General features: G+C 72.6%; 16 protein-coding genes. 12 read left to right on the top strand and 4 right to left on the bottom strand.

The features are described 5' to 3' along the window. The first annotated feature begins 14 nt into the window (after window positions 1-14). The 7 genes from ACFY0D_RS01465 to ACFY0D_RS01435 all read left to right on the top strand — a co-directional run bounded on the left by ACFY0D_RS01465 (window position 15) and on the right by ACFY0D_RS01435 (window position 7598). Window positions 15-1073 (top strand): alpha/beta hydrolase, encoded by a 1059-nt coding sequence (locus tag ACFY0D_RS01465; RefSeq protein ID WP_390796405.1) that lies wholly within the window; start codon window positions 15-17, stop codon window positions 1071-1073. Then, window positions 1066-2268, top strand: a complete 1203-nt coding sequence (locus ACFY0D_RS01460; protein WP_390796404.1) for an acyltransferase — start codon at window positions 1066-1068, stop codon at window positions 2266-2268. Before ACFY0D_RS01465 ends, ACFY0D_RS01460 begins: the two co-directional genes overlap by 8 nt. A gap of 22 nt (window positions 2269-2290) precedes the next feature. After that, window positions 2291-3610 carry a sensor histidine kinase gene (locus tag ACFY0D_RS01455; protein ID WP_390796403.1) on the top strand — a complete coding sequence of 440 codons (1320 nt, stop codon included), beginning with the start codon at window positions 2291-2293 and terminating at the stop codon, window positions 3608-3610. After that, on the top strand, window positions 3607-4278 hold the full coding sequence (locus tag ACFY0D_RS01450; RefSeq protein ID WP_030383691.1) for a response regulator transcription factor: 672 nt from the start codon (window positions 3607-3609) through the stop codon (window positions 4276-4278). Before ACFY0D_RS01455 ends, ACFY0D_RS01450 begins: the two co-directional genes overlap by 4 nt. A gap of 149 nt (window positions 4279-4427) precedes the next feature. After that, the gene (locus tag ACFY0D_RS01445; protein ID WP_390796402.1) at window positions 4428-5705 is read left to right on the top strand and encodes a sensor histidine kinase; all 1278 of its coding nucleotides are present in this window, start codon (window positions 4428-4430) and stop codon (window positions 5703-5705) included. After that, complete coding sequence (locus tag ACFY0D_RS01440; RefSeq protein WP_390796401.1) at window positions 5702-6361, top strand: response regulator; 660 nt, start codon at window positions 5702-5704, stop codon at window positions 6359-6361. The genes ACFY0D_RS01445 and ACFY0D_RS01440 overlap by 4 nt, the downstream gene beginning before the upstream one ends. Before the next feature lie 28 nt (window positions 6362-6389). Continuing rightward, entirely contained in the window at window positions 6390-7598 is a 1209-nt protein-coding gene (locus ACFY0D_RS01435; RefSeq protein ID WP_390796400.1) for a cytochrome P450, read from the top strand. A gap of 22 nt (window positions 7599-7620) precedes the next feature. On the opposite strand, the gene ACFY0D_RS01430 is transcribed toward ACFY0D_RS01435, so the two are convergent. Together ACFY0D_RS01430 and ACFY0D_RS01425 are read right to left on the bottom strand one after the other, a co-directional pair. Then, window positions 7621-9222 carry an ABC transporter permease gene (locus tag ACFY0D_RS01430; RefSeq protein WP_390796399.1) on the bottom strand — a complete coding sequence of 534 codons (1602 nt, stop codon included), beginning with the start codon at window positions 9220-9222 and terminating at the stop codon, window positions 7621-7623. After that, on the bottom strand, window positions 9219-10112 hold the full coding sequence (locus ACFY0D_RS01425; RefSeq protein ID WP_390796398.1) for an ATP-binding cassette domain-containing protein: 894 nt from the start codon (window positions 10110-10112) through the stop codon (window positions 9219-9221). The genes ACFY0D_RS01430 and ACFY0D_RS01425 overlap by 4 nt, the downstream gene beginning before the upstream one ends. 84 nt (window positions 10113-10196) lie before the next feature. Here ACFY0D_RS01425 and ACFY0D_RS01420 point away from each other — a divergent pair, with 84 nt between their 5' ends. The 5 genes from ACFY0D_RS01420 to ACFY0D_RS01400 all read left to right on the top strand — a co-directional run bounded on the left by ACFY0D_RS01420 (window position 10197) and on the right by ACFY0D_RS01400 (window position 15020). Beyond that, window positions 10197-10715 carry a GbsR/MarR family transcriptional regulator gene (locus ACFY0D_RS01420; protein WP_390796572.1) on the top strand — a complete coding sequence of 173 codons (519 nt, stop codon included), beginning with the start codon at window positions 10197-10199 and terminating at the stop codon, window positions 10713-10715. 171 nt (window positions 10716-10886) lie between these two features. Beyond that, window positions 10887-11306: a helix-turn-helix transcriptional regulator gene (locus tag ACFY0D_RS01415; protein WP_351147871.1), complete on the top strand. Its 420-nt coding sequence runs from the start codon at window positions 10887-10889 to the stop codon at window positions 11304-11306. Between the two features lie 10 nt (window positions 11307-11316). Next, entirely contained in the window at window positions 11317-11733 is a 417-nt protein-coding gene (locus ACFY0D_RS01410) for a VOC family protein (protein WP_390796397.1), read from the top strand. A 58-nt stretch (window positions 11734-11791) separates the two neighbouring features. Continuing rightward, entirely contained in the window at window positions 11792-14188 is a 2397-nt protein-coding gene (locus ACFY0D_RS01405; RefSeq protein WP_390796396.1) for an ATP-binding cassette domain-containing protein, read from the top strand. Window positions 14189-14321: 133 nt separating this feature from the next. Then, a complete protein-coding gene (locus ACFY0D_RS01400) occupies window positions 14322-15020 on the top strand; it encodes an alpha/beta hydrolase (protein ID WP_390796395.1) in 699 nt (232 codons plus the stop codon). On the opposite strand, the gene ACFY0D_RS01395 is transcribed toward ACFY0D_RS01400, so the two are convergent. Together ACFY0D_RS01395 and ACFY0D_RS01390 are read right to left on the bottom strand one after the other, a co-directional pair. Next, complete coding sequence (locus tag ACFY0D_RS01395; protein WP_390796394.1) at window positions 14983-15552, bottom strand: hypothetical protein; 570 nt, start codon at window positions 15550-15552, stop codon at window positions 14983-14985. The two genes, ACFY0D_RS01400 and ACFY0D_RS01395, sit on opposite strands and share 38 nt — an antisense overlap. After that, window positions 15549-16382 carry a diacylglycerol kinase gene (locus ACFY0D_RS01390; protein WP_390796571.1) on the bottom strand — a complete coding sequence of 278 codons (834 nt, stop codon included), beginning with the start codon at window positions 16380-16382 and terminating at the stop codon, window positions 15549-15551. Before ACFY0D_RS01390 ends, ACFY0D_RS01395 begins: the two co-directional genes overlap by 4 nt. Window positions 16383-16551 lie beyond the last annotated feature (169 nt).

Genomic DNA, 16551 nt, shown 5'->3' with positions numbered 1-16551 from the left:
GGAGGAAGAGGACCATGGCAGCGGGGACGGGGACACGGGCAGGGACAGGACCGCAGACGGGGACGCGGACCGGGACCACGGGAAAGACCCGCGGGGCGGGCACGGCGCTCGCCACGGGGAGGGGGGCGGGGTCCGGCGGTGGCCGGCTGCGCCGCGGCCTGCTGGCCGCTCTGGTCGCTTCGGCCGTGGTGGTCCCCGTGTCCGCCGCGGCCTCCCCGAACGTCCCGGCCCCCGCGCCCGCCACGTTCTCCGAGGACGCCACGCCCCGGAGCCGGTACGCCGCCAACAGCGCCAACCTCGCCGAGGCGGCCCGTACCGCCGAGGACGCCGACCGCCCCGGCCGCGCAGCCAGGCTGCGCGCCATGGGGGCGGCCGGAGCAGCCCGGTTCCTCACCTTCGACGGCCGCGGCAGGGGCCGCGCCGTCGAGGTGTTCGGCGAGCTGGAGAGCGCCGACCGGGTCGCCGTCCTGGTGCCCGGGTCCGACACCACGCTGGACACCTATGAGCGGTTCCGTGCCGGGGCCGTCTCCCTCCAGCAGCGCCTGCAGGCCGAGCATCCGCGCTCCGCCGTGGTCGCCTGGCTCGGGTACGACACCCCCGGCACGGTGAGCACCACCGTGCTGAGCGCCGACCGGGCCGACGCGGCCGCTGCCGAACTGGCTCCCTTCCTGGAACGGTTGCGCGGCATATCGGGGCCCGGCGCCCGGCTCTCCCTGCTGTGCCACTCCTACGGCTCCGTGGTCTGCTCCCGGACCGCCACCGGGTCCGCGGTCAGTGACGTGGCGCTGTTCGGCAGCCCGGGCACCGGGGCCGGATCCGCCCGTGAGCTGCCGACCGGGGCCCGGGTCTGGGCCGGCCGGGGCAGCGGCGACTGGATAGGCAACGTCCCGCATGTCCGGCTCGGCGGGATCGGCTTCGGCACCGATCCGGTCGATCCCGCCTTCGGGGCCCGGGCCTTCGCCGCCGGCGCTGTCGGGCACAGCGACTACCTCAAGCCGGGCACCGAGTCCCTCGACAGCCTGGCCGCCATCGTCCTCGGCACCACCACCGCACCGGAGGCCGACCATGGTTGAGTTCCGCGCCCGCTGGTCCACTCTGGCCGCAGGCATCGACGCCGCCACCCCGGCCGACCGTGACCGGGCCGTGGACGCCCTGCGGGCCTTCGCGATCCTCGGCGTGGTCCTCGGCCACTGGCTGGTCACCGCGCTGACAGCCCGCGACGGCGCTCTGAGCACCACCAGCCCGCTGGCGCACATGCCGTGGCTGGCCCCGGTGTCCTGGGTGTTCCAGACGCTGTCCGTCTTCTTCCTGGTGGGCGGCCATGTCGCCGCCCGCGGGTACACGTCGGCGCGCGAGCGCGGCCTCTCGTACGGCGCGTGGGCCGGGCAGCGGCTGGGGCGGCTGTTCCGGCCGGTCGCCGCGGTGCTGGTTCTCTGGGGGGTCGTCGCGGGCGGGATGCTGATCGGCGGGGCGGAGTTCGACACCGTCCGGTCGCTGGTCAAGCTGGTGCTGTCGCCGCTGTGGTTCCTGCTGGTGTTCGCCGCGCTCACCGCCGCGACCCCGCTCGTGGCCCGGATCGGCCCGCTGTGGCCGCTGGCCGTGGTCGCTGCCGTCGACGTGTGGCGCTTCGGGTTTCACGGCCCCGAGTGGATCGGCTGGGTCAATGTGGCCGCGGGCTGGCTCGTCCCCTTCACCCTGGGCGCCGCCTGGTCCCGCGGGGCGTTCGCCCGGCGCGGCCGGGCGCTGCTCCTGCTCGGCGCGGGCGTCCTGGCCACGGCCGCGCTGATCCTCTGGGGCGGGTACCCGGCCTCGATGGTGGGTGTCCCCGGGGCCGCCGTATCGAATCTGAACCCGCCGACGCTGGCCGCGGTCGCCTTCGGGCTGGCCCAGTGTGGGCTGGCTGTCCTGGTACGCGAGCCGCTGGCCCGAGCCATGCGACGCCCGAAGGCCTGGGCGAAGGTGGCCCTGGTGAACCTCTCCGCCATGACCGTCTTCCTGTGGCACCAGACCGCCATGATGGCCGTCACCGCCCTCGGGCTGCTGGTCTCGGCCGACCTGCCCGGGCTGCACACGGTGCCCGACTCGGCGGGCTGGATAGCGGCCCGGCTGCTGTGGCTGCCCGTGTTCGCCGCCGCGCTGTCGATCTGCTGGGCCGCGTTCCGTGTCCACGAGCAGGCCGCCCGCCGTCCGAAGCCGTCCAGCGCCGCCCGGACCGCCGCCGTCCCCCGCCCCAGGACCGACCCCGCCAGGGAGATCACCCATGTCTAGGGCCCGCCTTAGCCTGGACGGCGTGAACCAGCAGACCGAGCCACCCGCCGCCGAAGTCCGCATCCGCCTGCCGCGCGGCCTGGCCCGGGAGTTGTTCACCCTGCGGCGGGACCCCTTGCCGAAGATGTCGCGGCCGCGCTGGCTGGCCTGGCTGCCACATGTGGTCCTCTGCTACGTGGCCATTCCCTGCGGTGTCCTGACGGGGATGCAGCTGAACGACCATTACGGGGTGTTCGGTTCGGCCGTGCTGGGGCTGTCGCTGCTGACCTCCGCGTCCGTCGTGCTCAGCATGTTCCGGCCGGTCGCCGCCTGGTGGCTCGGGCTCGTCACCTCCGGCCTGGTCGCCTGGGCCATCCACGACCACGTCGGCCAGGGGCAGTCCTGGCCCTGGACCCCCGCCGGGCCGTTCACGCTCGCGCCCGTGCTCCTGATGGTCGCCCTGCGGGTGCCGCCCCGGGTGACCGCCTCGGTCATCGGCATCACGCTGATCCTCAACGGACTGGCCGACATCTCCCTCAGACCGCCGCAGAGCCAGACGATCATCGGCGGCGCGGCCCTCCTCTTCGCGTTCGTGGGGATCCTCGGCTACGCCCTGCGGGCCACCCGCCTCGCCCGGGGCAAACTCGTCGAGCAGGAAACCCTCACCGAGGAGGAGCGGGCCCGGCGCACCCTGCTGGAGGAGCGCAGCCGGATCGCCCGCGAACTGCACGACGTCGTCGCCCACCACATGTCGGTGATCTCCATCCAGGCGCAGGTCGCCCCGCACCTGGTGGAGAACCCGTCCGAGGAGCTCAAGGAGAATCTGGCCGGCATCCGGGAGAACGCGCTGGAGGCGCTGACCGAGCTGCGGCGGGTGCTGGGCGTGCTGCGGTCCGAGCGGCCGGACGATCCCGCGAACCCCCATCATCCGCAGCCCACCCTCGGCGAGCTGGAAGGCCTCGTGGACAACGTGCGGGGGGCCGGGCTGGACGTGACGACCGAGATCGCGGGGATACGGCGGCCGCTGACCCCGGGCGTGGAGCTCACCGCGTACCGGATCGTGCAGGAGGCGCTGAGCAACGCTCTGCGCCATGCGCCCGGTTCGCGGGTGGAGGTGGGCATCGCGTACGGGCCGCGTGATCTGCACCTGTGCGTCGCGAACAGCGCGCCGACGCGGTCGGCCCCGCCCTCGCCCGGTGCCGGGCACGGGCTGCTGGGGATGCGGGAGCGGGCAGGCATGCTGGGGGGCGAACTGGCCGCCGGCCCGCGCCCCGACGGGGGGTACGAGGTGAGCGCCGTACTCCCGATGGATCCGCAGGATCTGCCCGCGGTCCCCCACCCCGAGACGAAGAGGGCCTCATGAGCACCCCGATCAAGGTGATGATCGCCGACGACCAGATGATGGTCCGGCAGGGCTTCACCGTGCTTCTCAACGCGCAGCCCGACATAGAGGTCGTGGGGCAGGCGGTGGACGGGGCGGACGCGGTGGCGAAGGTCGCCGAGCTGGCTCCGGACGTGGTGCTGATGGACATCCGGATGCCGGGGATGGGCGGGATCGAGGCCACGTCCGTCATCACCGCGGTCCCGGACGCCGCTGTGAAGGTGTTGGTGCTGACCACCTTCGATCTCGACGAGTACGTGTACGAGGCGCTGCGGGCCGGGGCCTCCGGGTTCCTGCTCAAGGACGCGTCCGCCGACCAGCTCGCCGAGGCGGTGCGGGTGGTGGCAGCCGGTGAGGCGCTGCTCTCGCCGAACATCACGAAGCGGCTGATCACGGAGTTCTCTCGGCTCGGAGCTCCGCGCGCGCCGTCGCGGGCCCGGATCGAGGCGCTGACCGAGCGGGAGACGGAGGTGCTGTCGCTGATCGCCCAGGGCCTGTCGAACGCCGAGATCTCGGAGCACCTGGTACTGGCCGAGCAGACGGTGAAGACGCATGTGAGCCGGATCCTGGTGAAGCTGGGGCTGCGGGACCGTACGCAGGCCGCGGTGTTCGCGTACGAGACGGGTCTGATCCGCCCGACGGGCTACTGAGCGGACCCGGGTAGTACTTGAGAGGGACCCCGGGAAATCCCCATCAGCGGCGACGCGGACGAGGCCGGTACGGACCTACGGTGGTGTGTATGACCGAGACGACCACCGGGGGGACATCCCGGGCACCTGAGTTCCGACTGGCATCTGAGGTGATCGCGACCCTTCGCCGGGATCTCATCACCGATGCCTTGGCCTACCGGCCGCTACCCCTGGCGGAGACCTCCGGGCGCTTCGTGCGCCGTCTTCCCGGCGTGCTGCGCCGGTACGCGCCGTGGCGGCGGCATGCGACGGTGGCGGCCCTGGCCTTCCTCGTCGGGCTGACCGCGCTCAACACGCAGTCGGCCGCCTGGGGCGACCTGGGGCCGATAGCCGTGGCGATGCTCTCCGCGGCCCCGGTCCTGATGACGCTGGTGCGGCCGGTCGGAGCGTGGTGGGCGGCCATCGCGATGACGTTGGTGACGGCCGGCATCGACAGTGGCTACAACTGGCCCTGGACCGAGGGCAGTTTCCTCGCGTACATCGTGGTCATGTTCCTCGTCACGCTGCGGACCGGGGCCCGGGTGGCGGCCTGGATGTGGACGCTCACCCTCGTACTGGGATCGGCGATCTCCGTAGTGTTCAACGGCCACTGGGGGACGAACCTGCCCGAGATGGCGGTGGCCTCGGCCTTCGCCCTGGTGATCGCCGGCAGTATCCGGATACGCCGTGACGCCCGGGCCGAGGTGAGCGCGCAGCAGGAGGTCACGGCCGTCGAGCGGGACAAGCGGACGCTGCTGGAGGAGCGGACCACGATCGCGCGGGAGTTGCACGACGTGGTGGCCCACCACATGTCGGTGGTGGCGATCCAGGCGGAGGCCGCGCCGTACCGGGTGAAGAACCCGCCGCCGGAGCTGGAGGCGGCGTTCGTCACCATCCGGGAGAACGCGGTGGCGGCTCTGACGGAGCTGCGGCGGGTGCTGGGTGTGGTGCGCTCCGCGGACTACGAGGCACCGGACGCCCCGCAGCCGACGCTGGCCTCGCTGGAGGGGCTGCTGGCCAATGTGCGGGATGCCGGCCTGAGCGTGGAGAAGACGATCACGGGCTCGGTGCGGGAGCTGCCGCAGGGTGTGGAGCTGTCGGCGTACCGGATCATCCAGGAGGCCCTCAGCAACACGCTGCGGCACGCGCCGGGAGCCGCTGCCGAGGTGGAGGTTTCCTACGTGCTGGGGGGTCTGGGCATACGGATCGTCAACGACCGGGCGACCGGGGACGCGCGGCCCTCGCCGGGGGCCGGGCACGGGATCACCGGGATGCGGGAGCGGGTGGCCATGCTGGAGGGCGAGATGACGGCCGCCGGGACGGCGGCGGGCGGGTACGAGGTGGCGGTGTTCATACCGGTGCCCCACCGCGCGGAGCCGGCGCCGGAGCCGCGGGAGGGGACGGTATGACGATCAGGGTCCTGATCGTCGACGACCAGGCGATGGTGCGCGAGGGGTTCTCCGTTCTGCTGAACGCGATGGACGGCATCGAGGTGGTCGGCGAGGCGGTCGACGGCCGGGAGGCCATCGAGCAGGTGGCGGCGCTGCGGCCGGATGTGGTGCTGATGGACATCCGGATGCCGCGGATGAACGGGCTGGAGGCCACACGGGAGATCGTGGCCGCCGACACGGACGCGAAGGTGCTGGTCCTGACGACCTTCGACCTCGACGAGTACGTGTACCAGGCACTGCGGGCCGGGGCCTCCGGGTTCCTGCTCAAGGACGCGTCGGCCCGTCAGCTGGCCGACGGAGTACGGGTGGTGGCGGCCGGGGAGGCTCTGCTGGCGCCCTCGGTGACCAAGCGGCTGATCGTGGAGTTCTCGAAGATCTCCGAGGCCCGCAAGCTGGCGGACCCGGCGGGTGTGGGGGAGCTGACGGAGCGGGAGACGGAGGTGCTGGTACTGATCGCGCAGGGCCTGTCCAATGCGGAGATAGCCGACCGGCTGGTCGTCGCCGAGTCCACGATCAAGACCCATGTGAGCCGGATCCTGGTGAAACTGGGCCTGCGGGACCGGACACAGGCGGCCGTGTACGCGTACGAGACCCGCTTGGTGACACCCGCCTGATCGGCAGGACACCCCCTAGGGTGCGGGGATGGGCTTTGATCCGTGGGATGCCGAGTTCGTCGCCGATCCGTATCCGGCGTACCGGGAGTTGCGGGAGCAGGGGCGCGCAGTGTGGTGGGAGGCCACCGGGCAGTGGCTGGTGCCGCACTACGCCGATGTGAGTGCGCTGTTGCGGGACCGGCGGCTGGGGCGGACCTACCTCCACCGGTTCTCGCACGAGGAGTTCGGCCGCGAGGCGCCGCCGCCGGAGCACGAGCCCTTCCACGTGCTCAACGGCAACGGCCTGCTGGATCTGGAGGATCCCGCGCACGCTCGGGTGCGCAGGCTGGTGGCGAAGGCCTTCACCCCGCGGACGGTGGAGCGGCTCGTGCCCGCGGTGCGGCGGCTGGCCGGGGAGCTGGTGGGGCGGCTGCGTGCGGACGGGGGCGGGGATCTGCTCACCGTGGTCGCCGAGCCGCTGCCGGTGGCGGTGATCGCGGAGCTGCTGGGCGTGCCCGAGGCGGACCGGGGGTTGCTGCGGCCCTGGTCGGCGGACATCTGCGGGATGTTCGAGCTCCGGCCGGACGAGGAGACGGCGCGACGCGCGGTGCGGGCGAGCGTCGACTTCAGCGCCTACCTCCGGGGGCTGATCGCCGAGCGGCGGAGCCGCCCCGGGGAGGATTTGATCTCCGGGCTGATCGCCGCCCACGATGAGGAGGGGCGGCTCAGCGAGCAGGAGATGATCTCCACCTGTGTGCTGCTGCTGAACGCCGGGCACGAGGCCACCGTCAACACGACCGTCAACGGCTGGTGGGCACTGTTCCGCAACCCCGCGCAGCTCGCCGCGCTCCGCGCGAGCCACGATCCCGAAAAGTTGTCCACAGCTGTGGATGAACTCATGCGGTACGACACTCCCCTCCAGATGTTCGAACGCTGGGTGCTCGACGACATCCGGATCGGTGACACCGTCGTCCCCCGCGGAGCCGAGGTCGCGCTGCTCTTCGGGTCCGCGAACCGGGATCCCGCGCGCTTCGACGATCCCGACGCGCTGGACCTCGTACGGGCCGACAACCCGCACCTGGCCTTCGGGGCCGGGATCCACTACTGCCTCGGGGCGCCGTTGGCGCGGCGGGAGTTGGAGGCCTCGTTCGGGGCGCTGCTGGCGGACGGAGTCCCGCCGCTGCGGCTCGTCGAGGAGCCGCAGTGGCGGGACGGGTACGTCATCCGGGGGCTGGAGCAACTGTTGGTGGAGTTCTAGCCCGGTCTCCGCCGGCCGGCTCCTAGGCGATCATGTCGCGGCGGCGCAGGGCTCCGAGGCCCGCCGCCGTCAGGGCCACCGCCAGGGCGGTCAGGGCCGGCAGCGGGGCCGGATCCAGGGCCTGCGCTCCCGGGAGCCGGGGCAGGTGGGCGAAGGGCGAGAGGTTCAGGACGGCCTGCGGGAGGTTCAGCGCCGGGCCGACCCAGCCCAGGGCCAGCGCACCGCCGGCCACCGCCCAGGCTGCCGCCGCGTACTGCGGGACCGCGCCGTACAGCAGCGCCGCCAGCGCCCCGATCAGCCACACCGCCGGGAGCTGGGCGAGCGTGGCGCCGATCGCCGCGCCCGGCTCCCGGCCGTGCCCGAGGCCGAGACCGAGGCCCGCCAGCAGCAGGATCAGCGCCGAGCCGCCGAAGGCCACGGCCAGGTGGCCGCCGGCCCAGCGCAGCCGGCCGACCGCGTTCGCGAGCAGCGGCTCCGCGCGGCCGCCCGACTCCTCGCCGCCCAGGCGCAGTACGGCCGAGACGGCGTACAGGGCGGCGACCATGCCGAACATGCCTGCCATCGTCGCGAGGAAGGCGTCGGTGAGCGCACCCTGCGCACCCTGCCCACCCGTCCCGCTCTGCCCGCCCATCCGCTCGATGATCTCGCGGGTCCGGTCGTTGTCGCCGACCAGGTCCGCGGCGCCGTCCGCCATCCCGCCGAAGACGACACCGGCGATCAGGAAGCCCGCACTCCAGCCCCATACGCTGCCGCGCTGCAGCCTCCAGGCCAGCGCACCCGCCGTGCCCAGGCGCCCCTCCGCCGGTCCCGGCCGCGACGGCAGGAAGCTCATGCCCAGGTCACGGCGGTCGGCCAGGGCGACGGCGGCGCCCGCCTGCACGGTGACGGCGGCGGCGAACAGGAGGAGCACCCACCAGCGTTCGGCGGCGAAGGCCCGTACGTTCTCCACCCAGCCGAGCGGCGAGGCCCAGGTCAGGGCCGACCGCCCGCCCTCCGTACCGGCGTCGCCCGCGGCCTTCAGGACGAAGGCGGCACCGAGCACGGCGGCCGTGATCCCCTTGGCGGCGCGGGCACTCCCGGTCAGCTGGGCGGCGACGGCGGCGGTGCAGGCGAAGAGCATCCCGGTCGCCGCGACGGCCAGGCCGAGAGCGACCGCGCCGGGCGCGCCCTGACCCGCGAGACCGACTGCCACGAGCAGGGCGATGCAGGAGTTGGCCACGAGGGCGGCCAGCAGGGCGGCGGTCAGCGGGGCCCGCCGCCCCACCATCGCCGCGGAGAGCAGTTCCTGACGGCCCGTCTCCTCTTCCTCGCGGGTGTGCCGGACGACGATGATCAGGCTCATGGCGGCCGCGAGGACGGCGGCGTAGACACCGCCCCGCCAGGCGGCCAGGGCGCCGAGCGAATCGTCGAAGACCGGTCCGTACAGGGCGCGCATCGAACTGTTGGCGTTCATCGAGGCGGCGGCCCGGGCGCGTTCGGCGGCGGTGGCGTACACACTGCCCAGCGAGCCGGGCATGCTCACCACCATGAGCGTGGTGACCAGCGTCCACACCGGCATCATCACGCGGTCGCGGCGCAGGGCGAGCCGCAGCAGCGCCCCGGTGCCGGCCAGTTGGTTCCTCATCGGGTCGCCTCTTCGCTGTAGTGGCGCAGGAAGAGCTCTTCGAGGGTGGGCGGGGTCGAGGTCAGCGACCGCACGCCCGACGCGGTGAGGGAGCGGAGTACCGCGTCCAGCTTGTCGGTGTCGGCCTGGAGGCGGACCTTCAGCCCCTGCACCTGGACGTCGTACACGCCCGGCAGGTGTGCGAGGCCGTTCGGCGGGCCGGCCAGCTCGGCGCTGATCGACGTACGGGTGAGGTGGCGGAGTTCGGCGAGGGTGCCGGTCTCCACGGTGCGGCCCTTGCGGATGATGCTGACCCGGTCGCAGAGGGTCTCGACCTCGCTGAGGATGTGCGAGCTGAGCAGGATGGTGCGTCCGGCGGCGCGGGCCTCGGCGACGCAGCCCTGGAAGACCTCCTCCATCAGCGGGTCGAGGCCGGAGGTGGGTTCGTCGAGGACGAGCAGCTCGGCGTCGGAGGCGAAGGCGGCGACGAGGGCGACCTTCTGCCGGTTGCCCTTGGAGTACGTACGTCCCTTCTTGGCGGGGTCCAGCTCGAACCGCTCGACGAGTTCGGCGCGCCGGGTCTTGTCGAGGCCGCCGCGGAGGCGTCCGTAGAGGTCTATGACCTCGCCGCCGGAGAGGTCGCGCCACAGGGTGACGTCTCCGGGGACGTAGGCGACGCGGCGGTGAAGGGCGACCGCGTCGGCCCAGGGGTCGCCGCCGAGGAGCTCGGCGGTGCCGGAGTCGGCGCGCAGCAGGCCCAGCAGGACCCGGATGGTGGTGGACTTGCCGGCGCCGTTGGGGCCGAGGAAGCCGTGGACCTCGCCGGTGGTGACCGCGAGATCGAGTCCGTCCAGTGCGCGGGTGCGGCCGAATGCCTTGTGGAGGCCGGCAACGCTGATTGCCTTCGTCATGCTTCCGAACGTACGCTAACTTCACAAATTTGTGAAGTTTGAGAATCTCAAGAATCGCGTAAAGTCGGGAAGGTGGCAGATGACATGGTGAATGTGGACGCGGGGACCGAAACCGGCACCGCTGTCGGCGCCCGGGACGGCGACGCCGTCTCCCGCTTCGTCGAGCGGTTCGCCGCGCAGCTGACCGAGGCCGGGATGCAGCGGATGGCCGCGCGCGTCTTCGCCCAGCTGCTGGCCAGCGACGGCGGCGCGATGACCTCGGCGGAGCTGGGCGAGGCCCTGCAGATCAGCCCGGCCGCGGTGTCGGGCGCCGTGTCCTACCTGACCCAGGTCAACATGGTCAGCCGCGAACGCGAACCGGGCTCACGCCGCGACCGGTACGTCCTGCACAACGAGCTCTGGTACGAGACCTTCACGCGCCGCGACCAGGTCCTGACCCTGTGGGAGAAGACCCTGCGCGAGGGCGCGGCCACCCTCGGCACGGACTCCCCCGCCGGGGCGCGCGTCGCGGAGACAGCGGCCTTCTTCGAGTTCATGCAGGGCGAGCTGCTGGGTCTGATGGACCGCTGGCGGGTCCACAAGGCGGCGATCGGCCTCGGCTGAGCCGGCCGGAACGGGCCGGAGCGGGCCTAGGCGGGCCGGAGCGGGCCGGAGCCGGCCTGGGCGGGCCTGAACCGGCCCGAGCGGGTTCGGGCCGGCCGATCACCCGATGATCAGATCCGGAAGCACCGATACCCGCAGACGGGACACCCCACGCGTGCCATGCTGGAACGCATGAACCTGGAGGACCTGGTACGGCTGCGCCGCGCCCGGGACATGATGGACCGCGAGTACGCGGAGCCGCTGGACGTTCAGGCACTCGCGAACGTCGCCCTCATGTCGCCGGGACACTTCTCCCGCAGCTTCCGCACCGCCTTCGGGGAAACCCCGTACAGCTACCTCATGACCCGCCGCGTCGAACGCGCGAAAGCGCTGCTGCGACGCGGCGACATGAGCGTGACGGACGTCTGCTTCGCCGTCGGATGTACCTCGCTGGGCTCCTTCAGCTCGCGCTTCACCGAGCTCGTCGGCGAGACCCCCAGCGCCTACCGGGCCCGCAGCCACGCCGACGGCGCGGCGATCCCGGCGTGCGTCGCCAAGATCCTCACGCGACCGGTCAGGATCGGAGAAGCGAAATCCGCACCCTCCTCGTAGCGTCGACGGCATGGACATCAACCTCTCGCAGTGCTTCATCGCAGTCGACGACCACGACAAGGCGCTCGCCTTCTACCGCGACGTCCTCGGCCTGGAGGTCCGCAACGACGTCGGGTTCGAGGGGATGCGCTGGGTGACCGTCGCCTCTCCCACGCAGCCGGACGTGGAGATCGTCCTCGAACCGCCGCTCGCCGACCCGGGCGCCTCGGCGGCCGACAGGCAGGCCATGGCGGAGCTGCTGGCCAAGGGCCTGCTGCGCGGCGTGATCTTCTCCACCGACGACGTCGACGCCACCTTCGAACACATCCGGGCCGCCGGCGGGGAGGTGCTGCAGGAGCCCGTCGACCAGCCGTACGGCGTCCGCGACTGCGCCTTCCGGGACCCGGCGGGCAACATGCTCCGCTTCAACCAGCCCCGCAAGCCCTAGGGGCCGTCCACAGCCGCAGGAGTCCGCGCAGGCGGCCCGCCCGAGAGATGGAGACACGATGAGCAGGGCCACCGAGCCGGACCCCACGCCGCACACGCCGCACGCCGCCGACAGCCACGGTCTGATCCGCGTGCACGGCGCGCGCGTGAACAACCTCAAGGACGTCAGCATCGAGATCCCCAAGCGCCGGCTGACGGTGTTCACCGGGGTCTCCGGTTCGGGCAAGAGCTCGCTGGTGTTCGACACGATCGCCGCCGAGTCCCAGCGGATGATCAACGAGACCTACAGCACCTTCGTACAGGGCTTCATGCCCACGCTGGCCCGCCCCGAGGTCGACGTGCTCGACGGACTCACCACCGCGATCACCGTCGACCAGCAGCGCATGGGCGGTGACCCCCGCTCCACGGTCGGCACCGCCACCGACGCCAACGCGATGCTCCGCATCCTCTTCAGCCGGCTCGGGAAGCCGCACATCGGCCCGCCCAGCGCCTACTCCTTCAACGTCGCCTCCGTCCGGGCGAGCGGCGGCATCACGGTCGAGCGCGGCGCCGCCAAGACGAAGACCGTGAAGGCGACCTTCTCCCGCACCGGCGGCATGTGCGTGCGCTGCGAGGGCCGCGGCTCGGTCTCCGACATCGACCTCACCCAGCTCTACGACGACTCCAAGTCGCTCGCCGAGGGCGCGTTCACCATCCCCGGCTGGAAGTCCGACAGCTTCTGGACCGTGCGGGTCTACGCCGAGTCGGGCTTCCTCGACCCGGACAAGCCGATCCGCAAGTACACCAAGAAGGAGATGCAGGACTTCCTCTACCGGGAGCCCACCAAGGTCAAGGTCGAGGGCGTCAACCTCACCTACGAGGGCCTCATCCCCAAGATCCAGAAGTCCTTCCTGTCCAAGGACAAGGAAGCGATGCAGCCTCACATCCGGGCCTTCGTGGAACGGGCGGTCACCTTCACCGTCTGCCCCGAGTGCGAGGGCACCCGGCTCAGCGAGGGCGCCCGGTCCTCGAAGGTCAAGAAGATCAGCATCGCCGACGCCTGCACCATGCAGATCAGCGACCTGGCCGAGTGGGTACGCGGCCTCGCCGAGCCCTCGGTGGCCCCGCTGCTCACCGCACTGCAGCTCACCCTCGACTCGTTCGTGGAGATCGGCCTCGGCTACCTCTCGCTCGACCGGGCCTCCGGGACCCTGTCCGGCGGCGAGGCACAGCGCGTCAAGATGATCCGCCACCTCGGCTCCTCGCTCACCGACGTCACCTACGTCTTCGACGAGCCCACCATCGGCCTGCACCCGCACGACATCCAGCGCATGAACGACCTGCTCCTGCGGCTGCGCGACAAGGGCAACACGGTGCTCGTCGTGGAGCACAAGCCGGAGACCATCGCGATCGCCGACCACGTCGTCGACATCGGCCCCGGCGCGGGCACCGCGGGCGGCACGGTCTGCTACGAGGGCACCGTCGAGGGGCTGCGCTCCGGCGGCACCATCACCGGCCGCCACCTCGACGACCGGGCCAAGCTCAAGCCGTCGGTACGCACGCCCACCGGCGCGCTGGAGATCCGCGGGGCCACGGCGAACAACCTGCGCGACGTCGACGTCGACATCCCGCTCGGGGTGCTCACGGTCGTCACCGGCGTCGCCGGTTCCGGCAAGAGCTCGCTGCTGCACAAGTCGCTCTCCCCCGACGCGGACGTGGTCTCCATCGACCAGGGCGCGATCCGCGGCTCGCGCCGGAGCAACCCGGCGACCTACACCGGGCTGCTCGACCCGATCCGCAAGGCGTTCGCCAAGGTCAACGGGGTGAAGCCGGCGCTGTTCAGCGCCAACTCCGAAGGTGCCTGCCCCAACTGCAACGGCGCCGGCGTCATCTACACCGACCTGGCGATGATGGCCGGGGTCACGACCACCTGTGAGGAGTGCGAGGGGAAGCGGTTCGAGGCGTCGGTGCTGGAGTACCACCTCGGCGGCCGCGACATCAGCGAGGTGCTCGCGATGTCGGTGACCGAGGCCGAGGAGTTCTTCGGCGCGGGCGAGGCGCACACGCCCGCCGCGCACCGCATCCTCACCCGGCTCGCCGATGTCGGGCTCGGCTACCTCAGCCTCGGCCAGCCGCTCACCACGCTGTCCGGCGGCGAGCGGCAACGGCTCAAGCTGGCCACCCACATGGCGGAGAAGGGCGGCGTCTACGTGCTCGACGAGCCGACCACCGGCCTGCACCTCGCCGACGTGGAGCAACTGCTCGGCCTGCTCGACCGGCTGGTCGACTCCGGGAAGTCGGTCGTCGTCATCGAGCACCACCAGGCGGTCATGGCGCACGCCGACTGGATCATCGACCTCGGTCCCGGCGCCGGTCACGACGGCGGCCGGATCGTCTTCGAGGGCACCCCCGCCGACCTCGTCGAAGACCGTTCCACCCTCACCGGCGAGCACCTCGCGGCGTACGTCGGCGCCTGATCCGCCGTCGCGGGACCCGACCCGGGTCGGGTCCCGGCGCCCCTGGCCGCTGCGGTGGCAGGGGTCCGGGGCGCTGCCTGGCGTGGTCGGCGGACGGATCAGTCCCGCCCCCACGACCGAAAGTGCGACCTCCATGACAGACAAGCCCGCCATCGTCCTGGTCCACGGATTCTGGGGCGGCGCCGCCCACTGGGCCAAGGTCATCCCCGAGCTCCACCGGCGCGGGTTCGGCTCCCTGCACGCGGTGGAGAACCCGCTGACCTCACTGGCCGACGACGCCGAGCGCACCCGCAAGATGGTCCGCCGGATCGACGGTCCGGTGCTGCTCGTGGGGCACTCGTACGGTGGCGCGGTCATCACCGAGGCCGGTGACCTGCCGAACGTGGCCGGGCTGGTCTACGTGGCGGCGTTCGCCCCGGATGCCGGGGAGAGCCCCGGGCAGATCAGCCAGGAGCTGCCGCCCGCGGCCTTCGAGAACATCGCACCCGACTCGGACGGCTACCTGTGGATCAAGCAGGACAAGTTCCACGAGAGCTTCGCGCAGGACCTCTCGCCGGAGGAGGCGCTGGTCATGGCCGTGACGCAGAAGGCTCCCCTCGGTTCGACCTTCGGTGACACCGTCACCGCGCCGGCCTGGCGGGCGAAGCCCGGCTGGTACCAGGTGTCCGCCGCGGACCGCATGATCCACCCCGACAACGAGCGGCGGATGGCCGAGCGGATGAAGCCGCGCAAGGTGATCGAGCTCGACGCGGGTCACGCGTCGCTCGCCCCTCAGCCCGCGCCGGTCGCCCATCTCATCGAAGAGGCCGCGCTCGCCCTGTCCACGCCCTGACCGGGAGCGCGCGCCCGCGGCGCGCGGGCCGGGCGTGGCCCAGAGCGCCGGAGTGCGAGGCCCACAGGGCCCCACCCGCGGCCGGGTCACCCGCGAGCCGCACCACCACCGTGGCCGGGGCGGCGGCCGTACGGGGCCACGGGCGCGGCGGCAGCACCCGCCGGCCCAGCAGGCCCAGGGTCAGCACGTGCCGCCCGCCGGCGAGCACCAGCACCGGCGGCCGCCACCCCGCCCGGACGACCACGGCCTCGTACGGGGTCCAGCGCACCGCGGGGTCCCGCAGCAGGCGCCGGACCCGCCGGACGGCCAGCAGCTCCCGCGCCCCGAGCAGCACCGGGCTCAGCACCACGCCCAGCGCGGCCGCCGGCGCCGGCGGCCGGCCGAGGAGGGCCGCGACCACCACCGGCCAGCAGAACACCGGCAGCAGGCACAGCAGCAGCGCGTCGCGCCGCCAGTCGTCCAGCGCGTCCCGCGGATCCGGTGCGTCCGGTGCACCCCGTTCACACCGTTCCCGTGCACCCGGTGTGGTCACCGGGGCACGGTGAGCGTCCATGCCCCGGGACGCAGGGTCCACGTACGGCGGCGGACCGGGCCGGTCAGCGCCGCGTCGGCGCGGTAGCGGAAATCCGCGCCCGACACCGTCACCGTCTTCGCCCGCGCCGTGACCGTCGATTCGGCGGAGCTGCCGCCACCCGTCCGGACCACGACCTCCGCCGGACCGCCGTCGTCCCGGGTGCGAACCGAGACGTCCTCCACGGGCCGGTCCACGTCCGCCAGCAGCACCCCGTCGGCCTCGACCCGCAGCCGGTGCCGGCCGGTGGCCGCGCCGCCGGCCGCCGCCACCGGCCGGACCAGCGTCCGGACCAGCGAGCGGTACGCGCTCCACACCGACGGCCCGGCGGGCCGCGGGACCCCGTGCACCGGCGGGATCCGCAGCGCACCGAGCACCACCCCGTCGCTGTCGTCGACCAGCAGGTCGCAGATCCGCACCGACCCGTCGAGGACGGCCCGGGCCGCGGCGACGGCCGAAAGCGGCACGCCGAGGGACCTCGCCAGCCCCAGCGACCCCACCGGGCCCACCGGAACCAGCGCCAGGGGTCCCTCCCCCAGCCCGCGCTCGCGGTGCAGCAGCCCCACGGCGCGCACCAGGGCCCGGTCGTCACCGACGATCACCAGCCGCCGATGACCCCGGCGGGCAAGAGCCCGCGCAAATTCCTCCTGCGAATCCGGGAGGCAGATTTTCGCTGCCGCGCCCGCTGACAACACATCCTTCGCGATCCGCACGGACTCGCCGTCAAGACGGCGGGCGACCGGGTCGACGAGCACGAGCAGGCCGCCTACCGGCGCGCCCGCTTGGCTCATGGTGGGCTCTGGAGCCGACACCTCGGTCCTTCCTCGGGTAGCATCTTTGTGCAAGAGGCCCTTGCGCTATTGCGCCAGGGCCTTCGTCTATTCCGGGGTACCGGTCCGACGGCTCAGCCTGCGGTGTACATCGTCGTACGCCCCCTGACCTTGGACATGCCCCATCCGG

Origin of the sequence: Streptomyces sp. NPDC001502 (assembly GCF_042894785.1) — a bacterium.
Lineage (GTDB): Bacteria > Actinomycetota > Actinomycetes > Streptomycetales > Streptomycetaceae > Streptomyces > Streptomyces kutzneri.
The sequence above is the reverse complement of the archived record's forward strand: the minus strand, read 5'-3'. Positions and strand labels throughout refer to the sequence as shown.